Here is a 25,197-nt window from a genome sequence, read left to right as displayed (position 1 = left end):
TAAAATATGTTCTCTCATAATGAATGCGAAGCAACAATCCATTATTTTAATAATAGTTATAAAATTGTTAAATATGGAACTTATACTATTTGTGCAGTTAGTGGACAAAAAATCCCTATCGATGATCTCAAATACTGGAATCATCAGCGTCAAGAAGCATATGCCAGTTGTGAATTATCCTATCAGCGTGAACTTGAGTGTAATCCATATCTTAGTCAATTACTAAAAAACATAAAATAACCTATAAGAAACTCTAAAATAGTATCCATATGTTTTTAAATATATCAATTAAAGGTGATATTTCGTTTCTTAAAACGAGCAATAGTCTCCTCAAGAAGCATACGACAAAAATCTCTTTGAACAAAATCAACTTTAACATCAAAGACAATAAGATTTTCTAAGATTTTATGTAAATTGTTAGCCTGTATGCGTATATAGTCCTTAGCAGTCGTAGCTAGCCACAGATTATGAATTTTGGCCTTCCGTGCCAAATTCTTTAGATCCGTAGCTGTAAAAAAATAATGATCAGGATAAGAATAAGCTTGCACAACATGACCAGACATTTCTTTAATGGATTTGAAAAATTTATCTGGATTGCCAATACCTGCAAATGCTAAAAAAGATTTTCCAGCAACTTCATCATTAACATGTGATTTAAAATGCCCATAACGCAAAGGTTTTCCAGTGCGTGAAACAAAAAGAGCTACCTCATCACTCTCATCCAAACAACCAATGACTAAAACGCTGTCCATGAAAGATAATTGCGTTTTTAATGGTGCACGTAAAGGTCCCGCTGGAAAAACAGCTTTATTACCAAAACCACGCATTGCATCCACAACAAGCAATGCATAATCCATATAAAGGCGACGGCTTTGAAAACCATCATCCATTAAAATAAAATTACATCCATTTTCTTTAAGCCGTTGTGCTGCTGCATAACGATCAGGTGATATAGCAACAAAAGCGTGACGTGCAAGTAAAAGCGACTCATCACCAACATCGCATGCATTATCACATTTAACATCAACGAGATGTACTTTCTTGACTCTTCCACCATAACCACGTGATACAATACCAGGTATTAAGCCAAGTTCCTTAGCCACCTGGGCAAAAGCAATAACAACAGGTGTTTTACCTGCCCCGCCTAATGTAAAATTTCCAACACACAAAACTGGCAAATCAATAGCAAGAGGCTCTCTTTCCATACAGAATCGTGCACAATAACCATAAACTCCAGCAATTGGTGCTAATAAAAAACGCAAAAAGCTTTTATTTTTCCACCAAAAGCGTGGAGAACAAATATGCATGCCTATTTTTGACACTGCCTTAAACCCATCTGTATCACAAGTGGTTGCAAAAATGGATCAAGAACCTTTAATGTACACTCAAGTGCACCAGCCATACTTGTTGCTACTTCATAAGCCTTATCGGTCACTTCTTTTCGCAAGGTTTCATTTGTTAAAAATTTATTCACTTGAACAGCAAGTTGCATTGTATCTTCAACTATATAAGCCGCATCACAGGATAAAAATCGCTCAAATGTATTTTGAAAATTTGCGATATGAGGCCCTGTTAAAATAGCTACTCCAAGCAAAGCAAGCTCTAATGGATTATGCCCACCATAGTCACACAATGATTTACCAATGAAAGCAACTTTCGACAAACGAAGAAAAAGACCCATTTCTCCAATCGTATCCCCTAATAAAATATCCGTATCTATATCTGGAACGATATTGCTATTTCTAAGAACATAACGCAAATCTTCTTGATCACATACTCTAATAATATCTTCTGAACGTTCAGGATGACGTGGAACAATAATCGTTAATAAATCTGGAAAATAACTCTTGAGCATTTTATGAACTTCACAAGCAATTTTTTCTTCTCCTTCATGGGTTGAAACAGCTGCCCAAACTGGACGATTACCGATAGCCTTACAATAATGCGCAAGTAATTCCTGATCCTCAACCGGACACACCTCAGCCTTAAGATTACCAGAAAGTGCAACTGATTTTACACCAAGTGTATAATAATATGTTACATCTGTTTCATTTTGGCCAATAGCCACATCAATATGTTTAAAAATATGTTTAGCAAGAAAGAGTCGTTTGTGCCAAGCTTTAAAAGACTGTTCCGACATACGGGCATTAACCAAAATCTGTGGAATGCGCATTTTAGCAAGTTCTTTAATACGTAAAGGCCAAATCTCAGATTCACAAATCAATGCCAAATCAGGTTTCCAATGACTAATAAAATGACGCACAGCTAATTCTAAATCTAATGGAGCATATTGATGAATTAATCGATTGCCAAAATATTTCTTAACAAGAGTAGAAGATGTCACAGTACATGTTGTCAATAATACTTGTATCTTTAAAGATAAAATGTAATTAATGAGTGGTAAAAGAGCTACTGTTTCTCCAATACTCGCCGCATGAAACCAAATTAACGGACTTTGAGGACGTGCTTTTTTGCTTTTACCTAAACGTTCCTTATGTCGTCCTCGTTCTTCTTTCCCACGCATCGCTCTAAAAAACAAATAAAGTGGTACCACAGGGTGTAAACAAAAGCCAACTATCCGATAGATTGAAAGAGCCACACGTGCCTTTAACTCCATCATTTTAAACCCCTTATTTCCTTGTTTTGAGATAGCTGTAAGCTTCATCTGTCAAATGATTCATTATGCTTGTTAATTGTATACGTTTTTCTTCTAACAAAGAATCATCTGCATCTTTAGGAACAAAAAATGCTTCACCTGCGAGAACAATTGAACGCCCAAAAGGAAGTGGAATTGCAGTTTTATCCCATGTTTTTTCAAGAATTTTTTCTCGCGAAAACGCATATACACAAGGTATAATAGGACGGCCAGATAATTTAGCTAATAAAATAATTCCTTTTCCCGACTCACGTGCTTTTCCACACGAGATATCTGCAATCATAGCAGCTGTTTTACCAGATTTAAGAGCATTTTTAAGCGTTAACAATGCTTTTGCTCCTCCTTTATGAGTGTGTTGGGTTTTACCGCGCCCCCCTGAACCACGAACAATTTCAAGTCCTAATTTTTGGGCCAATTGTGCATTTATTTCTGCATCAGCAGAACGAGAAAACATAGCAATAACTTCCTCACCTTGAGAACGTAAAAAAGGCCCCATAATATGACGTCCATGCCAAAAGGTTATAATAAACGGATTATAAGCATTATATATTTTGCTCATATCATCTGAGCATTTTAACCGCGGATTCGTCCAATAAACAAAGCGCAGATAGCTCGTCAAAATCCATACAACAAAAACTTTTACAAACCATGTTTTCATTAATGAATGACGATTATCCCGCCAAATTTTTTTCAAAATTCCATTTTTTTTCTTGTTAAAAGCTTCTCTCATAACGACATTAAAATTAGCAAACTCAATCTTGTAGTATTTTCGTAGAATAAAAAACAATAATTGAATATTTAAACTTTATGATCTATCGCTTGTTGAGTAATCAAGAAACTGATGTAAAGGCACAACATAATAACGTTGTAATGCATTATCTACACTGCTTTGCGCTTTTGCCCGCCATGCTTCCTGAGCTGATTGATAGTCTGGAAAAATACCAACCACATCCAAATTACTGGGATCTCTAAATTGATTATCATTTAGATCTTTTAATTCCCCACCAAACACAAGATGCAATAATTGTCTCTTTTCGTTGACTTCAGCCATATTTACCCTCCGTATCGTTTTAAAATTTAAGATTTTTTATTTGATTAAACTAACTTTGCTTGACGAACAACATGTATCATATTTTGACAACAATTACTTTCACCAGCAACTAAAAAACCATCTTGATAAGCTTCAATTCCATAAGAAATAAATGGCGCCTCAAGCGACATAAGACATCCACCACACTCCTGTAAAACAAGATCAGCAGCAGCAATATCCCAATCATGACAATTCGGACGAACCAATACAATATCAATTTCACCTTGAGCAATAAGAACAATACGGTAAGCAAGAGAAGGAATATAACGAAACAAACTGATTCGGTTGCTAAAATCATATGGTAATTTTTGCGCAATTGATCGATCAATCGAAATCCTATATTTTCGATTGATATTAGGTCTTAAAAGGGGCAGCTTAACGCCATTCAATGTTGCCCCTTCCCCTGTTACAGCTGCATATATTTCACCTTTAGCAGGACATTGTAAAACACCTACAATAGGACGATTATTCTCAATAATAGCAACAGAAATACACCACTCAATACTTCCAGAAAGAAAACCTCGAGTCCCATCAATGGGATCAACTACAAAACAGCGTTTATAAATAGCTTCTCCCCTCTTATCTTCTGTTTCTTCTGAAATCCAGCCATAATCCGGACGTGCACTAAGAAGTTTTTCTTTTAAAAAAACATCTATAGCAACATCCGCTTCACTAACTGGTGAATTACCATTTTTAAACCAAACATCGAACTCACATCCAAAATACTTCATTGCTAAATCTCCTGCCTCCCAACAAACATCGAGCAAAAGATTTAAGTCGGCATAATAATGTGCATTATTTTCCTGCAAGGATCATTCCTTCAATTAATAATGTCGGTGCCGATATACCATAACGTCGATCAATATCATTCGCAGGGACTAAATGCGCTAACATATGGAGGAGATCAGATCCTAGTGTTACTTCACTCACTGGATAAGTGATTTCGCCATTTTCAATCCAAAAACCAGAAGCTCCACGACTATATTGCCCTGTAATAAAATCAACACCATGCCCAAACAATTCTGTAACATAAAAACCATTTTGCACACTTTTTATCATATCATGAGGTGATACTAAACCTGGTTCAATAGAAAAATTAGTGCTTGCCGGCTGAACAAGGGATGCAGAACGTACACCACGGCCATTTGTTTTAAGTCCTAATTCACGAGCTGAAGATGATGAAAGAAGCCAGTTTTTTAAAACACCATTTTCAATAATATTCAGTGTATGTCCCTCTACCCCTTCACCATCAAAAGGACGAGAAGCATTTCCGCGTAATCTTAAAGGTTGATCCATAACATTAATACCCACCTTCATAACCCTTTCACCCCTTAAATTTTGCAAAAGGCTTGTTTTGCGAGCAATTGATGCTCCATTAACCATAGACGCAATATGACCCGCAATTCCACGAGCCACACGTGGATCAAAAACAACATTCACAACCCCAGTTTCTGCACGAACTGCTCCTAAACGTCGAACTGCTCCTAATCCAGCATTTTTACCTATCGTATCTGCTGATTCTAAATCAGAGAAATGTAAAGCCGTCGTATAATCATAATCTCGCTCCATTTCCGTTCCCTCACCAGCAAGGGCACTACAAGAACGCGAAAAATAGCTGGAACAATAAGATCCATAAAAACCATCACTATTCACAAGAACAAACCCATTCTTGCCATAAGCTGTTGCTGCACCGCCAGAATTGCTCACACCCTTTACATCAAGGGCTGCTGCTTCCATTTGCAAAGCATCTTGTGTTAAAAAATGACTTTGTGGAACAAAATGATCAAAAAGATCAAGATCTTTAGGATGAGTAACTAAACACTCTTTATCCGCCAAACCTTCAAATAAACTATCAGGCGAGGCTTTAGCCATTGCAATAGCACGTTCTGCTAATTCTTGCGGATTAACAACAAAATTAGCAGAAACACTTGCCACTTTTTTACCAACAAAAACCCTCAATGTAAAATCATCACTTTCTGAAGCTTCAGTCGATTCTACTTTGCCAAGACGAACTGCTACACAAACAGAATTTGAGTGGATAACAACAGCATCAGCAGCATCTGCTCCAAAACGCTTTGCCGCTTCAACCAACGAACTAGCTTTATCAAGCTGTTTTTTGTTCATCTTCCTAAATATCCTTTAAATAGTAATTATTCATTCTTAATAAGAAATTTTAAATGAAAAATATAATTTTTGTCTATTTATAGTTAAAAGTTATAAGCCACTATGTATCATTTTTCTTTCAACTAATTCAGAAATTTGCCTTTTAGCTTTTTCACGAAACGGCTCTACACGTTTTAAAATTTCTTTGACTTCAAAAAAATTTAAAATTTGGATCCCATTAACAGGAGGACATAATAAAAGATCTAATTTTGCACACTGCAAACGTGCTGTCACAAGCGCTTGTTGTCCTATAATACCTGTAGCAACAAGACTTTCAGAAACAGAAAAGTGTCCATTTTTACACTCAATAATCGGAAGCCCTGTAACATCAACACCAATTGAAAGATCAACTGATTCAGTAAAACAATCAAAAGGGACTGGATTACAAATCGCCCCATCAATCAAAAAATCATGGTTGCGTAAAACAGGCCTAAATAAACCAGGAAGAGCAGAAGAAGCTGCCAAAGCAGAACGCAAATCTCCTTCTTGAATAACGACCATCTCTGCTGTTTTTAAATTTGAAGCTACAGCACAAAAAGAAATTTCTAATGCACAAAAATCTCTCGGAAAGTTCAATGGTAAAAAATTTTCTAAAATTAACTCCAAATTAAATTGAAAAAGATGGAAACTGCATTCACAAAGCGCTCTCCATGATGTCGGCATTAAAGACCATAAACGCTTTAAAATATCATTTGAGTTAGAAAAAGTTGATAAAAAATACTCTTTCCAATCAGTCTCTGTCATTCCGGAAGCCACACCAGCACCAACAATAGAACCAATAGAAGATCCTGCAATAACATTTGGTTTCAAGCCTAAATCTTCGAATGCCCCAATCACTGGAAGATGACCTAAACCACGAGCCCCTCCACCACCGAATGCCACACCAATTTTCACTCTATCTCTCCTACAGCATGCTTCAATTCCCAAGTAAATACAAAAGAAATGTTGCCTTCTATGGTTACTATTTTTTATGTTTATAGAAGTCTTTGAGAAACGACAATAAAAATATGCACTCTTTATCTTCCTTTTAGTTCATCCACTAATCTCAGATAATGCCAGGTGATCTGAGTGATAACTCGAATACCAATTCCTCAATCACACTATCTTTATTCATTGATTAAAATGAAACTCTTTTGCAAAAATAGCTATTTTCTTTTCCTCAAAATCTTTAACCAAACCAGAAAAAATCCTGCAATAACGGAATAACTGCTTTATAAAGAAATATTGTAAAACTATGTAGAATAATCTTGTGTCACTTTATAAAAAAAATTTCTCAAATATACATTACTGTTGAAGTCTATAGATCCGTATTACTGTATCACTATAAAAACGCTCATCATCCAAATAAAATGGATCGGGCAAATTGATAATCGCTTCTTTTGCTTCTTCAAGAATAAAAAGTGTTTCAGTTTTTGCCCATCCTCCTTTAAGAGCTTGAATAAAAGCCTTCTCACCCAACGAAAAACCATAAGGAGGATCCGCAAAAATAACATCAAATGGAAGCATTGTCCCAATATTTCCAAGTTTGGTTGCATCACGGCGTAAAATTCGCCCAACGCCTTGCAACCCTAAAGTTTCAATATTCTTTTGAATTAAACTGCGCCCCTCTATTGTATTTTCAACAAAAACAGCGGTCTTTGCTCCACGTGAAAGCGCTTCAATTCCTAAAGCACCAGTGCCAGCGAAAAGATCAAGAACACGCCTATTTACCCAAAAATTTTCTTCCCGACTCGTAAGAATATTAAAAAGACTTTCACGCGTACGATCAGTTGTTGGGCGAATGGATAGACCAAGAGGTTTTGCCAAAATACGCCCCGAAAACTTACCACCGATAACCCGCACTTTATCCTCCAGATCGCTGAGATACTCTTGCACCATTATTATATTTCTTAAATTTTTTCATGGCCTTATCAAATGGCCTAGATTTCCTCTTATTATTCAAAAAATGTTCATCACGATCGTCTTGAATAACCTTTCTCTCTTTTTTTAATAATTGATCTTTCTTGCTAAAAATACGTGATTCAACAGAGGATGTTTTGCTATGTTTTTTAGAAAAATTAATGCATTTAGCTTTTTCTACTTGTCTTTCTGATCGTTTTTCCTTCCCTCTATCAGTAGATCTCTTACCAACCCAATTACTTTTACGATCATAATAATTATCTGTATCAGAAGAGGACTTTTTACGTACAATCTTCGGACAAGCACCAGGAGCCATCCAGACATTAGAACAACGTGAACGTAAAAAAGCACGCTCTTCCTTCCCACCTTTGTTTTGCTCTTTACCCCTTAATTTTTCATCAATTTTTTTACTCAATCGTACCTGACTGTGCCCTAAAAATCTGCTTTTTTTCCCATACGATAGATTTTCTTTGCTAGAAACAATCCAATTATCCTTAATCACAGGAGGTTTTGTAATGTTTTGTTTTTCACTAACAGCAGAATTTGAAAAAGGCTTTAAAATAGGCGCATCAAAATCCGCATTAGCTTGCATAATCAAACGCTCTCCTAATTGATCACGCAACATTCGACCTTTTAATTCACGAACTGCACCTTCTTTTAAATCAGACAACTGAAACGGACCATAAGACACCCGAATTAAGCGATTAACAGATAATCCTAAAGCTCCCAAAACATTCTTGATTTCACGATTTTTTCCTTCACACAAAGCTACAGAAAGCCATACATTTGATCCCTGCTCACGTTCAATCGAAGCTTCAATTGAACCATAAAAAATCCCATTAACTGCAATACCATTCTTTAAATCTTGAAGTGCACTCTGTTTAACTTTTCCATGAGCACGAACCCGATATTTGCGCACCCATCCCGTTAAAGGAAGTTCTAATACACGTGCTAAACCACCATCATTGGTTAAAAGCAAAAGTCCTTCTGTATTAATATCAAGCCTCCCCACAGAAAGAACACGAGGCATACCTTTTGGCAAATTATCAAATACTGTTGGTCTCCCTTGAGGATCACGATTAGTCGTAACAAATCCTATTGGTTTGTAATAAAGCCATAGCCTCGTTCGTTCTATAGGAGCTAAAGGCTTACCATCAACCATAATAACATCAGAGCGAGTAACATTAAAAGCAGGCGTAGTGACAACTGCACCATTAACAACAATACGACCTGCAGCAATCATCATTTCTGCGTCACGGCGTGATGCTAATCCAGCACGCGCTAACCTTTTAGCAATTCGTTCACTTTCACTCTTTTCACTCACTTTCTTTTCATTTCTATTTTTTTCAAATTGTATAGAAAATTTATCACGCATACTATGTCGTTTATTCTGAACAGAAGGAGAAGTGCAGTCAGTCATCATATTTTATCCTTTGATATCCCTAAGGTCCCATTTACTTTTAAAGCAGCTCTTAACATCTTTAAGATGTAATGAAACCATTTCATTACCGAATGAGACATAATAAAAAAGCTTGCTTACTTCGTAGACCTCTTTAATATAGCTTTTTGGTTACTTATACTTCAATGGAAGAATAATATGAGACTTACTCCTATGGAAATAGCTCTTTTAGAAGCACAATCAGCAAAAAAACAAGATGAAATCCCCGTAGGGGCAGTTATCACACATGGTCAAACAATCATCGCACGTGCCGGTAATTACATAAAAAACCCACACGATCCTACAGGACACGCAGAAATGCGTGTTATTCGTATAGCTTGTCAAATTTTCAAAAGTGAAAGAATTCCTGAATGCGATATTTATGTAACACTCGAACCATGTGCAATGTGTGCCGCAGCCATTTCATTTGCACGCATAAGAAACTTGTATTATGCAACGAGCGATTCAAAAGGTGGCGCTATTGAACACGGACCGCGTTTCTACCAACAACCAACCTGCCACCATAGGCCTAATGTTTATTCTGGTTTTAAAGAGAAAGAAGCCTCTCAATTGCTTAAAGATTTTTTTATACAAAAACGACATCAAAAATAAACTTTATTTCAACCTGAATCTCTAATCTTTAAACGACATCCCCCTTTTTTAACCCCTTATTGCTTTCTACTGGCAAACGGATATTCCTTTTTCACATATTTTTTTATTTCTTGTTCTTTACCTTTTTGGCCCTGCAGGTGCAGTTACTGCTGGTTGACGATAAATTAAAGGCGGCTCACTAAGATACCGACGATAATTTGCACTCCCACCAGCAGCCTCCTTCCGCCGACGCAAATATTCCTCACGTTGTTGTTTCTCATTAAGCTGTACAATACCCTCTGGATCATCAAGATTTGTACGATCTTTTCTTACTAATTTTTTATCTGAAGAATTACCATGAGAATTTACTCTATTAGCCTCCACTCCGCCTCGCAAATTCTTCTGAGACTGTCCTGACACCTCCATCTCATTATGAGAATTAATCTCCGTACTATCTATCTGAGGTGGAGGTAAAACTACATGTGCATTAGGTTCTGGGAAGACAAGTTTTGAACGCTGTTTCATCACAATTTGACTATTTTTATTTTTTGATCTTAAGGAAGCAAGATTAGTTATATCATCAAAAAATTGTAATGAAGCCGTTTTATCTGTACCATAAGTAGGAGCAGACAAATTACACCCCGTCAATATACAACACACACTCAGCGTACTTGCTAAAAGTATTTTCATTGCATATCTATTCATTGCTCACTCACTTCCTTAAGCGCACAGTTCACTGACATTATTATGACTCTTTGGAGACTGCCAACAACACACAAATCGCCTATTCATAGACAAAACAACGCATTTCATTTCTAACATAAATTTCCTCTTCATCAATGATAGAATCTAAGTGATGTTAAATTTATTGAATACTACCCTTTCAAATGACCCTATTCAAAGCATCTTCTACTGATATAGCTAAACCTCTTAAATTTTGCCAAGTGCTTGTAATTCTCGCAAAGCAGCTGCATCACGAGCAGAAACATCAGGATAATTTGGATCACTCCCAACATCTTGTGTATAACGCCATGATCGAGCACATTTAGTACCCACCGCCTTATTCGAGCAGACACCGACACCTTCAACATCACTCAAAATAAAAGCATCCGCAGGAGGTATATCTTGAACGATTGTTAAAGCACTGGTAATACAAATCTCTGCCATATCTAAATTGTTCAAAGATTCTAATAAAACAGGGTTAGAAATAAAAACAATAGGCGCCGCTTCTAAAGATGATCCAATCCGTCTATTTACTCGCTCAATCTCTAAAGCACCTGTTACAACTTTACGAACCTGTCTGATTTTTTTCCAACGTTCTGCTAAAAGTTCATTTTTCCATTCTGTCAATATAGGGCGAAACTGTTGTAAGTGCACCGAACAACTTTCTGGATAACGTTCTAACCATGCTTCCTCCATTGTAAAAGGTAACATTGGAGCAAGCCATGTTACCACTCGATCAAAAATCTCACGAATAACTTGTAAAGAAGCTTTACGCTTTTTTGATGAAGGGGGATCACAATAAAGAGTATCTTTACGAATATCAAAATAAAACGCAGATAACTCAACAATTGAAAAATCCAATAATGCACGCATAATTTTCTTAAAATCAAACTCATCATAAGATCGATTAATCAACTGATCAAGTTCATAAAGTCGGTGCAATATCAATTTTTCAAGATCCGGTAGTGTACAATAGGGTATTTCTTCTCCTTCATCATACACCAAAATACCAAGCATCCAACGAATTGCATTTCGCAATTTGCGATATGAATCCACATTTGTTTGAAGAATCTTTTTACCCAAACGCTGATCTTCCCAATAGTCAGTTGTCATCACCCAAAGACGAAAAATATCAGCACCAGATGTTTTAATGATATCTTGTGGCATAATCGTATTGCCCAAAGACTTAGACATTTTTTTGCCATTCTCATCCAAAGTAAAACCATGTGTAACAACAGTTTTATAGGGTGAACAAGCTCGTGTCCCACAACTTTCTAAAAGAGAAGACTGAAACCATCCACGATGCTGATCAGATCCCTCAAAATAAACATCAGCAGGCCATTTCAAGTCAGCACGATCTTCTAGCACAAAACTATGACTCGCTCCAGAATCAAACCAAACATCCAAAATATCATACACTTGTACCCAACTCTCATGGGCACGTTCATTTAAAAAACGCTCTCGAGCCCCTTCTGCAAACCATGCATCTGCCCCCTCTGCTTCAAAAGCTTGTAAAATACGCTTATTCACTTGCTCATCTTTAAGAATAAGCCCATCTTCATTAACAAAAATACAAATTGGAACACCCCAAGCACGCTGACGAGAAAGCACCCAATCTGGACGATCTGTAATCATAGAAGCCAAACGATTTTGGGCGGAAGGTGGAACAAAACGTGTCGTCATAACAGCTTCCAAAGCTCGGCTGCGTAAGGTTGAACCATCACCAAGATCTTTATCCATTGCAATAAACCATTGAGGCGTATTCCGAAAAATAATTGGCTTTTTTGAACGCCAACTATGAGGATAAGAATGTTTTAAACGACCACGCGCAAATAATAGTCCTGCTTTCATTAAAGCATTAATAACTTCTTTATTAGCACTCCCCATTTTTCCATTATCATCAATAACGCGGATAGCCCCTTCCTTACGATCTGGTCCAAAACCAGGAGCATCCTTCGTATAAAAACCTGCATCATCAACGGGAAAAGGTATAGTAGTGTCAATACCAGCTTGCTCCAATACAGACTTATAAGCATTCCAAATTTCAAAATCCTCACGCCCATGGCTAGGTGCCGTATGGACAAAACCTGTACCAGCACTCTCTGTCACATGGGAGCCATCAAGCATCGCAATCTTATGGTTATATCCCCCAGCCAAACCTTTAAGCGGATGAGAAAGAATAAGAGTTTTAAGTTCATCAGCACACACAGAACGCAAACGTTTTAAAATAAGTTTCGCTTTTGCTGCACAATTCTCAACTAAAGCATCAGCAAAAAGAAGCTTTTCCCCAGCTTGAGGTCCAAAATCATTTTCTGCACTTTCAACAAGATAAACGCCATAAGAAATTTGTGAAGAATAACTAACCGCACGATTACCAGGAATTGTCCATGGCGTCGTTGTCCAAATTACAACATAGGTATCATATAAATCATGAAAACACGTTTCCAAAATAGGAAATTTAACCCAGATAACATCAGATTCATGATCATGATATTCAATTTCTGCTTCAGCCAAAGCTGTACGCTCAACAACAGACCACATCACAGGTTTTGAACCACAATAAAGTTGATCAGACATAGCAAATTTTATTAATTCGTTAGCAATACGTGCTTCTGAATGAAATGCCATTGTTGTATAAGGATTTTTAAAATTTCCTATAATACCAAGTCTCTTAAATTCTTCACTTTGAACTGTTATCCAAGACTGTGCAAAACCGCGACATTCCTGACGAAACTCACTAAGAAGAACATCATCCTTACTTTTCCCTTGCGCGCGATACTTTTCCTCAATTTTCCACTCAATTGGAAGTCCGTGACAGTCCCAACCAGGAACATAATTCGCATTAAAACCCCGCATTTGAAACGAACGGACAATAACATCCTTTAAAACTTTGTTTAAAGCATGTCCAATATGAATATTGCCATTTGCATAAGGTGGACCATCATGAAGAATGTAAAATGGACGATCTTTTGCTTGTTGCCGCAATTGAGTATAAAGATCTATCTCTTCCCATCGCCTTATTAATTCAAGCTCTTTTTGTGGTAACCCTGCACGCATAGGAAAATCAGTTTTGGGTAAATAAAGAGTTTTTGAGTAATCTATTACTTCATTTTTCACAGACATTGTGAAATATTCCTGTCCACTTTTACTATTTTAGTTTTGTATCATTTCCCTGAACCCTGAAACCATAGCTACCCACTCTATAAGGAGTCTGGACTAATAATTCGTATTCAGCAGTGATCAAGAATACATAATATTGTAAATTTTATCATGAAACTATTAAAAAAGAAAACAAAAAATAACTCTCAAAAAAAAGACTCTGCATAAGCAGAATCTTTTCGCAATAAAAATATAAATTTCTCAATAAATTAGAATTTATAAGCTACACCAACACGGAAGTCATTAGTTTTATAACTAAGCTCAACTTCTCCTTTTGCAAATTTCTTTTTGCCAAAGTCTGAATAACGGTATTCAGTGCGCATAATAAAACTCTTAGCGATTGCTATATCAAAACCACCACCAAAGGTGTAACCAACCATTTTCTTTTCTTCATCTGCTTCAGCGTTTCTTCTAGATACCAATACTGATAAAGTATCTTGAAGCTCCGTATAAGAAACACCAGCAGCAATATAAGGCATAATACGATCAGCAGCAAAACCAATACGTACTCGTGTAGCACCGGCCCATTTTTCTTTTAAACAGTGATTAAAAACGATACCTGTTTGTGCGTTATTTTTTGCTTGAGCCATATAATAATACATTACACGCTTATTTCTAAAACCTCCGATAGGATTAAGTATCGCTCTCTCTTCCATTTGAGGTTGTCGTGCAGAGTTAACATCTGTTTCACTGCCTGCTCCACCTGATCGGTACGTTGGAATACCATTATCATCAATGATAAAATTTCTGCTATCTTCTTTTCCGGACCACATTATATCCGTATCAACACCTACAATAAGGTTATTACCAAGATCAACGTTGGACCCTGCATAAATACCACCTCTCATCCCCAGGGGTTTAGGCAAAAATTTCGGATCAACTGGTGCCCATTTATTATTACGTCCAGAACTCTGTGCACCACCTATTAGAGGAACCTCAAAATCCAAAGAGCTTGCAGAAACCGTACTTGAAAAACTACTAATCTGACCACCAATATAAAATCCAGTCCACGAAGGTTGAAAAGAAGCTGGTGACAATGACTCTTGAAAAGACACACTTCCTGATGCTTGTACTACGGGAATACAAGTTGAAGTAATAGCCAATGTAATAAAAAAAGATTTAATATTCACAGATCTATCTCCATATAAATTTCAGAGTGTGTTTTATATAACGTTTTAATTTTAAAAATCTGTAGTAAAAATAACACAATAAAAAAATCTCTGCTGTAAAGCAGAGATTTCACTTATAGTTCAATCTTCTAGTAAATTAGAATTTATAAGCTACACCAACACGGAAGTCATTGGTTTTATAACTAAGATCCACATTATCCTTCGCAAATTTCTTTTTACCAAAGTCTGAATAACGATACTCCGCACGCATAATAACATTATCAGTCATTGCAACATCAACACCACCACCAACACTATAACCAACTAGAATCTTTGTTTCATCTAAGAATTTTGGCTCAGAATCAGAAGGTGAAGTGTTCCTTCTTTCTCTTACTACTGCTAACCCCTCCCCTGTAAAAACATTTTGAAGCTGCACATAAGAAACACCACCAGAAACATAAGGCATCACACGATCCACAGCAAAACCAACACGCATCCGCGTAGCACCAGCCCACTTTTCTTTTATGCTCATATCCTGTACATCAAGTACTTTTGTATTTTTTTTTTCAGACCACACCATATCTGTATCAATACCTAAAATAAGGTCTTTGCTCAAACTAACATTTGAACCTGCATAAATCCCCCCTATAAAACCTGAAAGTTTGGGTGATTTTATTTCAGAAAATCCTTGACCTTCGCTATCCTCCTCCACACTATCTTGAATAGGACTTAAGGTAGCTTCACCTGAAAAACCACCAATCTGAGCGCCTACATAAAAACCCGCCCAAGAAAAATTGTTAGAAGAGGAAATCACCGGTACTGGCTGATAGCTCTGTGACTGATGCGGTTTCATAATATCAGCTGCTTGCACCATAGAAACCGGAATAAAAGTCCAACTACATGCAACCAGTAAATGTTTTATATTCATATAATATCTCCTAATTCCAAATAATCCAAACTGGTTTTTATAAAACATTTTATTTTAAATATCTGTAACTCAAATAACACTTTTCGCAAAAAATAAAGGCCCTATCAGAGATAGGGCCTCTTTATAGTTTAAATTTTGCCTATAAATTAGAATTTGTAAGCTACACCAACGCGGAAATCATTGGCTTTATAATTAACTTCAAATTTGTCATTATGCAATTTCTTTTTACCAAAATCTGAGTAACGATACTCTGCACGGAGCAATACGTTGTCAGTCATTGCAAAATCAACACCAGCAGCAAGAGTATAGCCAATCATTGTTTTTGATTCATCAACTGTATTACTCTTACCAGAAGTTTCTTTGTCTGTTCCCTCAGCTTTTTGCGCAGGAACTTTCTTTATACCAGTTAACGTTGTAAAGGTGTCTTGGAGCTGTGTATAAGCAACACCTCCAGCAACATAAGGCATAATACGATCAGCAGCAAAACCAATACGAATGCGTGTAGCACCAGCCCACTTCGCTTTTAAAGTATGATCGTATTGTGTAAATTTAACGTCTTTTTCTTTCTCTGGTTCTTTCTCTGGTTCTTTCTCTGGTTCAGGCTTTCCATTATCTTTTGCGCCTGCAGGTGCGTTGTTGTTATTATTGTCTTTATCCAATTCAGATGTTACTTTGTCATTTTTTGTGTCTTTCTGCCCAGAAAAAACAACATCCGTATCAACACCTAGAATCAGACCGTTCCCTAAATCAACATTAGAACCTGCATAGAAACCACCTATGAAACCTGAAGGCTTAGGCGACAATTTTTTATCAAGCGGAAGCCACTTTTTAGAATCATCATCAGCAGGGCCACTAAAAGAAGTCTTACTAGAAAAACCACCAATCTGGGCACCTAAATAAAAACCTGTCCAAGAAAAAGCTGGAGCAACAACAATTGTTTCTCCTATTTCTTGAGGAACTCTAATATCTGCTGCTTGCACTGCAGAAGCTGTTATCAAAGCAACAACAGATGTTGTGATTAAACATTTCATATTATTCATAAATTTGCTCCATAGCTAATGTTCATATACACATAGTTACACATTTCCTTCAAAAGATCTGTAGTAAAAATGATACAAACATAAAAAAACCACAATTATATGATATAATTTTTAGTTTTATTTTACGGTTATTATAAATAATGAAAAACGCAATTACAAAATATCGCAGTTATATTGATTATTATGAAGTCACCAATATCATGAATATAATTAAATCACATCTTAAGTTATATTCAGTCACCAAAAACACGTTCTAGTCAGCCACTTTTCTCACTGACTAGAAATAAAACTAAGCCTTTCCAACAAGTGATAACAAAATATATCTCCTAATAAACCTAATAAAAAAGCACACGTAAAAACTGTATACTTATCAACTAAAAACTGAATGGACTGCGCTTAAATAAATTAGGTCTTTTGTTTTTATGATTAGATGTCTCTGGCTTTTTCTTTTTTTTAGATTTTGACTTTTTTGAACCACTCGATGCAAAAGCCACATGTACTGGTTCTGTCATTTTTTCCCACTTGCTGTAAACAACACGACCAAAAGAATCTTTTAAAAGTAAAGGGTCCTTATTCCATTCACTAACACGAAAAGTTGGAGAAATAAGCGGTATCTCCTCTTTAAGATCAGATCCTTGAACCGTAGCAGCTGTCATCATAGTAAAACTCGAAACTGTAATAAAATACTTCATATTCATAACTTATCTCCATATTATAAAATACAAAATGTATTTTATAAACTATTTCATCACACATATCTATGAAAAAATGGTGTAAACACAGAAAAAACAAAAGCCTTGTCTTTAACAAAGCCTCCCTATAATTTATTCTCATAACACATTAAAATTTATGAGATCTTCCAATGCAAAAATCATTAATAAAGAAAATTTTGAATTTTAAATAAAATCTGAATAATGATATTCTGTACGCTCAATGTTATCGCTTGACTCTTAAAATGAAGGATAACCTTAGAAAACCAGAAGGTATTTTTATTGTATCTATCTTATAATCAGTTTAATAAGGTTTTGATAAGTTCAATTTAATTTGAAAAATATCTTACCAAATTCATTTTTCTGAGTAGTACATTTACTTACTAATCATATTCCTAAAAATAATTCTAACAACAATACGAAATCTCATCTTCATAAAAGATTCATTTGTAATCTACTATTTCATTATATTTTATAAAAATATAATCTATTTACTTTTTGTAAAATTGGTAATTGATATTCCTCAAAATGATACAGGAAAATGAGTAAAGAAAGATTTGCAACGTACAAATATTCTGTACTAACGAGATCAACTATTTCTTTTCAATTTTAGAAATAAATTTTAAAGTTCAAACATGCGCAAAAATATCAACTTCTGACCATCCCAAAAGATCAAGCTTTGCTCTTACAGGCAAAAATTGAAAACACGCTTTTGCAATATCTTCGCGTTCTTCACGTTTTAAACGTTCTTCAAATATACTCTTTAAACGGTGTAAATACAAAACATCAGATGCAGCATATTCAATTTGTGCACGAGATAAAGCATCTGCTGCCCAATCTGATGATTGTTGCTGTTTAGAAATATTAACATTCAATAATTCACTACAAATTTCCTTCAAGCCATGACGATCAGTATAAGTACGCGTCAGTTTTGAAGCAAGCTTCGTGCAAAAAACAGCATCGGGCATCACACCAAATGTATGCGCTAAAATAGCAAGATCAAAACGCCCAAAATGAAATATTTTCGTAATTGTTTTATCTTCAAGCAACGTAACTAAATTAGGAGCGCTATTTTGTCCTTTAGCAATCTGTATAATATCAGCAGTACCATCTCCAGAAGAAAGTTGAACCACACATAAACGATCACGGTGTGGTTGCAATCCTAAAGTTTCAGTATCAATTGCAATAGAATCAACACAATAATTATCCAAATTTGGTAAATCACCTTGATGAACACGAATTTCTGCCATTTATTCTCCTGTTTGCTAGGGCTGCAAGAATGCGTACCCAAGACCGTTGCCCCTTATGAAATGATTTTAAATTATATTTCTCATTAGGTGAATGAATCCGATCATCAGCTAATGCAAATCCAACTAAAATAGTTTCCATATTAAAAATTGATTGAAAATCCCCGACAATCGGAATAGATCCTCCCATAGCAGTTAACAAAGCAGGTGTCTCCCATTCCTGAAATAAAGCATCTTGCGCCGCTTGAATAAAAGGTGAATCATAAGGAAGTTGAACCGCCGGAGAAGCACCGTGTTCTTTAAATGCAACTGTACAATCTGCAGGAATAAGAGAGCGCACATAATTACGAAAAGCTTGGCTTATCTTTTCTGGATTCTGCTTATGCACTAAACGAAAAGAAACTTTTGCAGACGCTTGAGAAGGAATCACCGTCTTAAATCCTTCACCCTCATATCCCCCACTCATGCCATTAATTTCTGCTGTAGGACGAGCCCATACTTGTTCTAAAAGACTTCGTCCCTTTTCTCCAGTAGAGATAGAAAGACCAACAGGACTAAGAAATGTCTCAGCATTACAACCAAGTTTATCCCATGATTGTAAAATCTGTAAAGGCGTCTCTTCTACACCATCATAAAATCCAGGAAGTTGTATTCTACCATTTTCATCATGAAGCCCAGCCAAAATTTTAGCTAAAATGCGAATAGGATTAGCTGCTGCGCCTCCAAAATAACCTGAGTGCAGATCACAATTAGCAGCCGTAACGACAACCTCTTCTCCTAAAATTCCTCGAAGACCCACAGAAATAGATGGTGTATTCGCATCCCACATTGAGGTATCACAAACTAATGCACAATCAGCCTTCAATTCATCAGCATTTTCCTTTAAAAAAGGAATAAGTGAAGGTGAACCACTTTCTTCTTCACCTTCCAACAAAATGGTAACCTTTACAGGAAGCTGTTTTGTTTTTTCTTTAAAAGCACGACATGCCTCAATAAAAGTCATGAGCTGGCCTTTATCATCTGAAGCACCACGAGCACAGATGATCTTGTTTCCATTTTGTTCTTTTAAAGAAGGCTCAAACGGATTATTTTCCCATAAATCCAGTGGATCAACTGGTTGTACATCATAATGCCCATAAAATAACACATGCAAACAATCATCAAAAGGTCCTGGATGATGACCAACAACCATTGGATGACCAGGTGTATCGCGACGTGAAGCTGTAAAACCTATACTTTTCAAATCTTCCACCAACCAATCAGCTGTTTTACGGCATTCATCTTTATATGCTGGATCTGTAGAAATAGATTGAAAACGTAAAAGAGAAAAAAGATGTTCAAGGTTTTTTTCTAGATTCTTATCAAGATACTCTAACACTTTATTAAGCATAAAAAAAACCTTTCAATCTTCGCAAAATTATAAATATGACTTTAAGCTTGTTATAAAATTTTGCAAGACACATTCTTCATTTTTGACATTGTGGACAATAAAAGCTTGAACGACCTGACTGTACAATACGCACAATAGGTACCCTACAATTCAAACATTCTTTTCCTTCACGTCCATAAACCGAAAAATGGTGTTGAAAATATCCAAGTGAACTATCTGCATGCATATAATCACGTAAAGAAGTCCCCCCAGAAGCAATTGCTTCAGTAATCACATTACATATATTTTGTGCAAGAAAATTTGTAGATTCTAGTGTATGTACATCTTCTAACGCCAATGTAAATGCATTCCGCTGTGGTGATAAATGGCTACGCCAAAGTGCTTCACAAACATAAATATTCCCAAGGCCAGCAACAATAGATTGATCAAGCAAAGCTGTTTTCAGAGATGTTTTTTTATTAGCAAAAGCTTTTTTTAAATAAGCACCAGAAAGCGTATTGTTCATAGGCTCAACCCCTAGCCTTCTTAAAAATGGATGTTCATAAAGCTTTGTTGTATCTGTTAAAAGCATAAAACCAAAACGGCGAACATCATTATAAGTAAGACGATAAATTTTATCATCTTTTGCCCGAATATTTATAATGCAATGATCATGCTCAACTAATTTGCTTATAGAAGAATGCTCCTTGCTTAAAAATTCACCCTCTATACGCCACGATCCTGACATACCTAAATGACTCAAAATCGTTTCATTGCTTGAAAAAGAAAATAATAAATATTTCGCGCGACGACTAAGTTGTATAATCGTTCTGCCTACTAATCGCTCAGAAAATGCTTCTGGAAAAGGAAAACGCAAATTTTTACGATTAAGTTGAACAGATATAATTTTTGTACCAGTTAAAAACGGATCAAGCCCACGGCGAACCGTTTCCACTTCAGGAAGTTCAGGCATTATCTCCCCAATGATTACACATGTGCAAATTAAGCCCACTCACCCTGACGAAATACAGGAATTTTTGTACCATCCTGCATAACACCGTCTATGTTGATTTCATTTGATCCAATCATCCAATCTATATGAATAATACTCTTATTCCCACCACGCATCGCAATCTCTTCCGGCGTCAATGTTGCCCCATTTAAAAAACACTTAGAATAACATTGCCCTAAAGCAATATGACACGCAGCATTTTCATCAAACAATGTATTATAAAAAAGTAAACCACTCTTAGAAATAGGTGAAGAATGCGGGACAAGAGCGACTTCACCTAATCGACTAGCACCCTCATCACTTTGTAAAACCTTTTGCAAAACTTCTTGCCCCTTTGAAGCTGATGCATTGACAATACGGCCTGCTTCAAAACGAACGTCAATATTATCAATGAGCGTTCCTTGATAGGAAAGTGGCTTTGTTGAACGAACAAAACCATCAACTCTATAAGCATGAGGAGTTGTAAATACTTCTTCAGTGGGAATATTAGGATTACAGATAACACCATTTTGAGCAATCGAGGCACCCCCATGCCATTCATGCTCATCAGCTAAACCAACTGTTAAATCGGTTCCTGGACCGGTAAAATGCAAAGCAGCAAAACGTTGATCATTAAGCCAAGATGAACGTTGCTTTAAATTGGCATTGTGCGCATGCCAAGCATCTACAGCATTATCCTGTGTCACACGTGAAGCAGAAAAAATAGCTCCTGCTAATTTCTGAATTGCTTGCTCAAGAGGTAAATCAGGAAACATTGCCGTAGCCCATCCCGCTGTTGGATAAGCGATAATCGACCAATTAATCGCAAAATTCGATATCTTGTTCAGAGCTGGCTGATAAGCTATCGAAGTGGCCTTATTCAAACGTGAAACCTTATTCAAATCTTGGTTGGAAAGTAACAATGGATTATCACCAACAATTGCCAAACGTGCAGCTCCATTTTCAAATGCTTTTGCCATTCCTTCATAAAGCCAAGAAGGTGCACGATCAAAACTAGCAGAATGCGCATTTTCAAACCGAATAAGTGATAATGCCTCATCACCAAAAAGTGGTGTAATAACACCAGCACCAGCCTTATAAGCATGAAGGGCTATCTGTCGAACCAAAGGTAAAGCCGTAACTGGAGCTGTCAAAACAAGATCCTGTCCTTCTTGTAAATTGAGCCCTACTTTTATTGTAACTTCTGCAAGGCGGTCAAGCATTTCAGGAGAAATCATTTCATCACGATCAAAACGCATAACCCTTATCCTTATTCAACTGCGAAAAAAATTACCGACTTCTATACCGTTCTTCTAACATTGCAACAACTGCATTTAATTGATGTTGTGAAGGCATAGCATACGCCACAATTGTTGTGTTTTCTCTTAGCTCATCTCCATAACGAGGTGCAGATGTAGGAATAGGAATTTTATCAAGCTGTGCAACAACAAAAGGTGTAAAACTCTTTTTATCTGCTTGTGCAATCTCTATTGAAACAGGTACTTCCTGTATTTCTTCTGTTTTTACTTCTCCACTGTCTACACTTGAGTTTATAAAGTTGGACATATTATCAGAACGTTCTTGAGAAAAAGCAAACGCAACATCATAAGGACGGTCATTAACCGGAACTTGAAGTGATCCATTACGGGAACGTTTTTCATAAAAAGCGTTACCTCCCGCAACACGAACATAATGCATATTCTTATAAGGAAAAGATAAACCAGCAGTGTGGAAAAACATGGCATTTTTACTTTTCTTATCTCGCTCACCACGTAAAACAGCATCAGCAGCCTCTTTAACACGAGCAACAGATGCCTTCTCAAGCATGGGGCGGGTTAAAACACCGGGAGCAAATTGCTTGCGCTGGCCAACAACACCACAAATAGTCTTTGGATAAGCACTTGAATTCACACGGTTCATAACAACCGTTCCAACAGCAATCATTCCTTCACGACTTGAACGATTTGATTCAAAATACATCGCACGCATAAGACATTGGCGTTCTGTTAATGGATAATCGACTGATTTAGTGTTTTTATAATCGTCCGTTTTTTGAAGCTTCACATGATTTGATGAGCACCCTACAATAACGGATGATATAACGCAAAGAACAATAATAAACCACTGGTTTTTTTTCATTTTATACAATATATTCCTATGTCTTCAAATATCTAAAATTCAAATGAATTTTTAAATACAAATCAAAAAAATATACAATTAATTGCTAATTGCTCACATATATAATCTAATAATTTAATCGTCAAAACATGCTTCTACACAAAAAACAATAAAAAAATCTTAATTCAAAACATCTCTTATTGCCTAAATGATTCAATGAATATTGTGTTAATCTTAAGCTTTTAAAATAATCCTCAAACACTAATATCTCTATAACTGACTATAGTATTTGATAACCATTAAACACCACACCTGAGTATCATTTAAAAAACTTTTTACATAAAAAGTTTTACCAAACTCAAATGCAATTCAAAACAGATTAAGAAATCTTATAGAGCGCGCCAGTTAATAATAAAACCTATCTCACTCCTTAATAATCGGTTCATTGAAAATAAAAACCTAATCTGTTTTCTTCTCATTCACTCCAACTTTATACGTCATATCATCACGGGGACGACCAAATGTCATATGATTGCCTGTAATAATATAATGAAGTGTTTCAGCAATATTAGTCACATGATCACCAATCCGTTCAATATTTTTTGCACAAAAAAGTAGGTGTGTACAAACTGTAATATTACGCATATCTTCCATCATATAAGTCAAAAGTTCACGAAAAAGAGACGTATATAAAGCATCAATTTTATCATCACTTTCACGTACTGCATCAATGCGATCCAATAAACGACTCTTATAAGCGTCAAGGACTTCCTTTAACTGATTGCGCGCTAAAACTGTAATCGTTTCAAGCCCACGGTAAAAAGCTGCAGGTTGACGGATTTCAGAAATAGCAACTGTCCGCTTTGCAATGTTTTTTGCCATATCTCCAATTCGTTCAAGATCAGAAGCAATCCGGATAGCTCCAACAATTTCACGTAAATCAACAGCCATTGGTTGGCGTTTACAAATAATGGTAATCGCTTTTTCATCAAGATCACGTTCTGCTTCATCTAAAAATAAATCATCGGCAATAACTGAAGCTGCTAACTCAGAATCATCACACACAATTGATGCCACAGAACGTTCAATCATTCTTTCAGCATGGCGACCCATTTCTGAAATCTTGGATTCCAAATATTCTAATTCTATATCATAAGAATGAACAATATGACTCATGATAGTCCCTTATACCCTTCAATTCACTTACCCAAAACGTCCAGTAATATAATCCTGCGTCTGTTGCTCTTTTGGTGATGTAAACATCATTTCTGTTGCGCCAACTTCTACCAAGTGCCCTACATGAAACATAGCCGTATATTGAGAAACACGTGCCGCCTGCTGCATAGAGTGTGTCACAATTACAATTGTATAACTTTGTCTCAACGCATCGATCAGCTCTTCAATACGTGCCGTTGCAATTGGATCAAGAGCTGAACAGGGCTCATCCATCAATATAACTTCAGGACTTACAGCAATAGCACGTGCAATACATAAACGTTGTTGTTGTCCGCCTGATAAACTTGTTCCTGGCATATGAAGGCGATCTTTCACTTCTTCGAATAATCCCGCTTGTATCAAGCTTTTTTCAACAATCTCCTGCAATTCAACACGAGATTTCGCTAAACCGTGAATACGCGGTCCATAAGCAACATTCTCAAAAATAGATTTTGGAAAAGGATTAGGTTTCTGAAAAACCATTCCAACACGCGCACGTAATTCTACAACATCAATACGTGAGGTATAAATATCCTCCTCATCTAAAGTAATCAAACCTGTTACTTTGGCGCCTTCAATTGTATCATTCATACGGTTAAAACATCGTAAAAAAGTCGATTTTCCACAACCTGAAGGCCCAATTAATGCAGTGACTTGATGTTCGATAATATCAAGAGTAATGCCGTGAATAACTTCTTTCTTTCCGTAAAAAACACGAACATCTTGACCACGCATTTTGATCTTCATACTC

At 36.3% G+C, this 25,197-nt stretch carries 24 protein-coding genes; 2 read left to right on the top strand and 22 right to left on the bottom strand.

Annotated features, from left to right (window positions below; genetic code table 11):
- Positions 1-6: 6 nt before the first annotated feature.
- Positions 7-240: a DUF2093 domain-containing protein gene (locus Bho11B_RS02075; protein ID WP_035005667.1), complete on the top strand. Its 234-nt coding sequence runs from the start codon at positions 7-9 to the stop codon at positions 238-240.
- A gap of 44 nt (positions 241-284) precedes the next feature.
- Here the strand turns inward: Bho11B_RS02075 and lpxK are convergent, their stop codons facing one another.
- The 9 genes from lpxK to Bho11B_RS02030 form a co-directional block, all read right to left on the bottom strand.
- Complete coding sequence (lpxK, locus tag Bho11B_RS02070; protein ID WP_078673533.1) at positions 285-1,307, bottom strand: tetraacyldisaccharide 4'-kinase; 1,023 nt, start codon at positions 1,305-1,307, stop codon at positions 285-287.
- A 2-nt stretch (positions 1,308-1,309) separates the two neighbouring features.
- The gene (gene waaA / locus Bho11B_RS02065) at positions 1,310-2,620 is read right to left on the bottom strand and encodes a lipid IV(A) 3-deoxy-D-manno-octulosonic acid transferase (RefSeq protein ID WP_035006648.1); all 1,311 of its coding nucleotides are present in this window, start codon (positions 2,618-2,620) and stop codon (positions 1,310-1,312) included.
- 10 nt (positions 2,621-2,630) lie between these two features.
- Entirely contained in the window at positions 2,631-3,386 is a 756-nt protein-coding gene (locus Bho11B_RS02060) for a lysophospholipid acyltransferase family protein (protein WP_035005663.1), read from the bottom strand.
- A 75-nt stretch (positions 3,387-3,461) separates the two neighbouring features.
- Complete coding sequence (locus Bho11B_RS02055; RefSeq protein ID WP_035005662.1) at positions 3,462-3,707, bottom strand: DUF4170 domain-containing protein; 246 nt, start codon at positions 3,705-3,707, stop codon at positions 3,462-3,464.
- Positions 3,708-3,751: 44 nt separating this feature from the next.
- Positions 3,752-4,555, bottom strand: coding sequence for a 3'(2'),5'-bisphosphate nucleotidase CysQ (locus Bho11B_RS02050; RefSeq protein ID WP_078673532.1), 804 nt, complete (start codon positions 4,553-4,555; stop codon positions 3,752-3,754).
- Positions 4,542-5,870: a TldD/PmbA family protein gene (locus Bho11B_RS02045; protein WP_078673531.1), complete on the bottom strand. Its 1,329-nt coding sequence runs from the start codon at positions 5,868-5,870 to the stop codon at positions 4,542-4,544. Before Bho11B_RS02045 ends, Bho11B_RS02050 begins: the two co-directional genes overlap by 14 nt.
- A 90-nt stretch (positions 5,871-5,960) precedes the next feature.
- Positions 5,961-6,803, bottom strand: a complete 843-nt coding sequence (locus Bho11B_RS02040) for a patatin-like phospholipase family protein (protein WP_035005658.1) — start codon at positions 6,801-6,803, stop codon at positions 5,961-5,963.
- A 390-nt stretch (positions 6,804-7,193) separates the two neighbouring features.
- The gene (rsmD, locus tag Bho11B_RS02035) at positions 7,194-7,751 is read right to left on the bottom strand and encodes a 16S rRNA (guanine(966)-N(2))-methyltransferase RsmD (protein WP_035005657.1); all 558 of its coding nucleotides are present in this window, start codon (positions 7,749-7,751) and stop codon (positions 7,194-7,196) included.
- 1 nt (position 7,752) lies between these two features.
- Entirely contained in the window at positions 7,753-9,132 is a 1,380-nt protein-coding gene (locus Bho11B_RS02030; protein ID WP_078674078.1) for a pseudouridine synthase, read from the bottom strand.
- A 273-nt stretch (positions 9,133-9,405) separates the two neighbouring features.
- On the opposite strand from Bho11B_RS02030, the gene Bho11B_RS02025 reads away from it, so the two are divergent.
- A complete protein-coding gene (locus tag Bho11B_RS02025) occupies positions 9,406-9,858 on the top strand; it encodes a nucleoside deaminase (RefSeq protein ID WP_035005656.1) in 453 nt (150 codons plus the stop codon).
- Positions 9,859-9,975: 117 nt separating this feature from the next.
- Here the strand turns inward: Bho11B_RS02025 and Bho11B_RS02020 are convergent, their stop codons facing one another.
- The 13 genes from Bho11B_RS02020 to pstB form a co-directional block, all read right to left on the bottom strand.
- Positions 9,976-10,542 (bottom strand): hypothetical protein, encoded by a 567-nt coding sequence (locus tag Bho11B_RS02020; RefSeq protein ID WP_078673530.1) that lies wholly within the window; start codon positions 10,540-10,542, stop codon positions 9,976-9,978.
- Positions 10,543-10,767: 225 nt separating this feature from the next.
- The gene (gene ileS / locus Bho11B_RS02015; RefSeq protein WP_078673529.1) at positions 10,768-13,683 is read right to left on the bottom strand and encodes an isoleucine--tRNA ligase; all 2,916 of its coding nucleotides are present in this window, start codon (positions 13,681-13,683) and stop codon (positions 10,768-10,770) included.
- 245 nt (positions 13,684-13,928) lie between these two features.
- On the bottom strand, positions 13,929-14,849 hold the full coding sequence (locus Bho11B_RS02010) for an outer membrane beta-barrel protein (RefSeq protein WP_245289103.1): 921 nt from the start codon (positions 14,847-14,849) through the stop codon (positions 13,929-13,931).
- Positions 14,850-14,985: 136 nt separating this feature from the next.
- Positions 14,986-15,756, bottom strand: coding sequence for an outer membrane protein (locus tag Bho11B_RS02005; protein WP_078673528.1), 771 nt, complete (start codon positions 15,754-15,756; stop codon positions 14,986-14,988).
- A 146-nt stretch (positions 15,757-15,902) separates the two neighbouring features.
- On the bottom strand, positions 15,903-16,796 hold the full coding sequence (locus Bho11B_RS02000) for an outer membrane protein (RefSeq protein WP_078673527.1): 894 nt from the start codon (positions 16,794-16,796) through the stop codon (positions 15,903-15,905).
- 374 nt (positions 16,797-17,170) lie between these two features.
- Positions 17,171-17,494 carry a hypothetical protein gene (locus tag Bho11B_RS01995; protein WP_035005647.1) on the bottom strand — a complete coding sequence of 108 codons (324 nt, stop codon included), beginning with the start codon at positions 17,492-17,494 and terminating at the stop codon, positions 17,171-17,173.
- Between the two features lie 641 nt (positions 17,495-18,135).
- Positions 18,136-18,756 carry a ribonuclease D gene (locus Bho11B_RS01990; RefSeq protein WP_035005646.1) on the bottom strand — a complete coding sequence of 207 codons (621 nt, stop codon included), beginning with the start codon at positions 18,754-18,756 and terminating at the stop codon, positions 18,136-18,138.
- Positions 18,728-20,143: a dipeptidase gene (locus Bho11B_RS01985; protein WP_078674133.1), complete on the bottom strand. Its 1,416-nt coding sequence runs from the start codon at positions 20,141-20,143 to the stop codon at positions 18,728-18,730. Before Bho11B_RS01985 ends, Bho11B_RS01990 begins: the two co-directional genes overlap by 29 nt.
- A gap of 76 nt (positions 20,144-20,219) precedes the next feature.
- Positions 20,220-21,095 carry a bifunctional DNA-formamidopyrimidine glycosylase/DNA-(apurinic or apyrimidinic site) lyase gene (gene mutM / locus Bho11B_RS01980; RefSeq protein WP_078673526.1) on the bottom strand — a complete coding sequence of 292 codons (876 nt, stop codon included), beginning with the start codon at positions 21,093-21,095 and terminating at the stop codon, positions 20,220-20,222.
- A 29-nt stretch (positions 21,096-21,124) separates the two neighbouring features.
- Positions 21,125-22,372 carry an aminopeptidase gene (locus Bho11B_RS01975; protein WP_078673525.1) on the bottom strand — a complete coding sequence of 416 codons (1,248 nt, stop codon included), beginning with the start codon at positions 22,370-22,372 and terminating at the stop codon, positions 21,125-21,127.
- Positions 22,373-22,403: 31 nt separating this feature from the next.
- Positions 22,404-23,252 carry a cell wall hydrolase gene (locus Bho11B_RS01970; protein ID WP_078673524.1) on the bottom strand — a complete coding sequence of 283 codons (849 nt, stop codon included), beginning with the start codon at positions 23,250-23,252 and terminating at the stop codon, positions 22,404-22,406.
- A gap of 438 nt (positions 23,253-23,690) precedes the next feature.
- The gene (phoU, locus tag Bho11B_RS01965; protein ID WP_035005639.1) at positions 23,691-24,407 is read right to left on the bottom strand and encodes a phosphate signaling complex protein PhoU; all 717 of its coding nucleotides are present in this window, start codon (positions 24,405-24,407) and stop codon (positions 23,691-23,693) included.
- A 27-nt stretch (positions 24,408-24,434) separates the two neighbouring features.
- The gene (gene pstB, locus Bho11B_RS01960) at positions 24,435-25,193 is read right to left on the bottom strand and encodes a phosphate ABC transporter ATP-binding protein PstB (RefSeq protein ID WP_035005638.1); all 759 of its coding nucleotides are present in this window, start codon (positions 25,191-25,193) and stop codon (positions 24,435-24,437) included.
- Positions 25,194-25,197 lie beyond the last annotated feature (4 nt).

It is taken from the genome of Bartonella sp. 11B, from assembly GCF_002022625.1.
Classification (GTDB): domain Bacteria; phylum Pseudomonadota; class Alphaproteobacteria; order Rhizobiales; family Rhizobiaceae; genus Bartonella; species Bartonella rochalimae.
This window is presented reverse-complemented; position numbering and strand designations above follow the sequence as displayed.

Excerpts from the sequence above, each read along its gene's own strand:
- Bho11B_RS01990 (WP_035005646.1), bottom strand. The coding sequence starts at position 18,756 with ATGGCAGAAATTCGTGTTCATCAAGGTGATTTACCAAATTTGGATAAT.
- Bho11B_RS01970 (WP_078673524.1), bottom strand. The coding sequence starts at position 23,252 with ATGAAAAAAAACCAGTGGTTTATTATTGTTCTTTGCGTTATATCATCC.
- Bho11B_RS02075 (WP_035005667.1), top strand. The coding sequence starts at position 7 with ATGTTCTCTCATAATGAATGCGAAGCAACAATCCATTATTTTAATAAT.
- Bho11B_RS02025 (WP_035005656.1), top strand. The coding sequence starts at position 9,406 with ATGAGACTTACTCCTATGGAAATAGCTCTTTTAGAAGCACAATCAGCA.
- waaA (WP_035006648.1), bottom strand. The coding sequence starts at position 2,620 with ATGATGGAGTTAAAGGCACGTGTGGCTCTTTCAATCTATCGGATAGTT.
- Bho11B_RS01975 (WP_078673525.1), bottom strand. The coding sequence starts at position 22,372 with ATGCGTTTTGATCGTGATGAAATGATTTCTCCTGAAATGCTTGACCGC.
- Bho11B_RS02020 (WP_078673530.1), bottom strand. The coding sequence starts at position 10,542 with ATGAATAGATATGCAATGAAAATACTTTTAGCAAGTACGCTGAGTGTG.
- phoU (WP_035005639.1), bottom strand. The coding sequence starts at position 24,407 with ATGAGTCATATTGTTCATTCTTATGATATAGAATTAGAATATTTGGAA.
- mutM (WP_078673526.1), bottom strand. The coding sequence starts at position 21,095 with ATGCCTGAACTTCCTGAAGTGGAAACGGTTCGCCGTGGGCTTGATCCG.
- pstB (WP_035005638.1), bottom strand. The coding sequence starts at position 25,193 with ATGAAGATCAAAATGCGTGGTCAAGATGTTCGTGTTTTTTACGGAAAG.
- Bho11B_RS02005 (WP_078673528.1), bottom strand. The coding sequence starts at position 15,756 with ATGAATATAAAACATTTACTGGTTGCATGTAGTTGGACTTTTATTCCG.
- Bho11B_RS02045 (WP_078673531.1), bottom strand. The coding sequence starts at position 5,870 with ATGAACAAAAAACAGCTTGATAAAGCTAGTTCGTTGGTTGAAGCGGCA.
- ileS (WP_078673529.1), bottom strand. The coding sequence starts at position 13,683 with ATGTCTGTGAAAAATGAAGTAATAGATTACTCAAAAACTCTTTATTTA.
- lpxK (WP_078673533.1), bottom strand. The coding sequence starts at position 1,307 with ATGCATATTTGTTCTCCACGCTTTTGGTGGAAAAATAAAAGCTTTTTG.
- Bho11B_RS02055 (WP_035005662.1), bottom strand. The coding sequence starts at position 3,707 with ATGGCTGAAGTCAACGAAAAGAGACAATTATTGCATCTTGTGTTTGGT.
- Bho11B_RS02060 (WP_035005663.1), bottom strand. The coding sequence starts at position 3,386 with ATGAGAGAAGCTTTTAACAAGAAAAAAAATGGAATTTTGAAAAAAATT.
- Bho11B_RS01985 (WP_078674133.1), bottom strand. The coding sequence starts at position 20,143 with ATGCTTAATAAAGTGTTAGAGTATCTTGATAAGAATCTAGAAAAAAAC.
- Bho11B_RS02000 (WP_078673527.1), bottom strand. The coding sequence starts at position 16,796 with ATGAATAATATGAAATGTTTAATCACAACATCTGTTGTTGCTTTGATA.
- Bho11B_RS01995 (WP_035005647.1), bottom strand. The coding sequence starts at position 17,494 with ATGAATATGAAGTATTTTATTACAGTTTCGAGTTTTACTATGATGACA.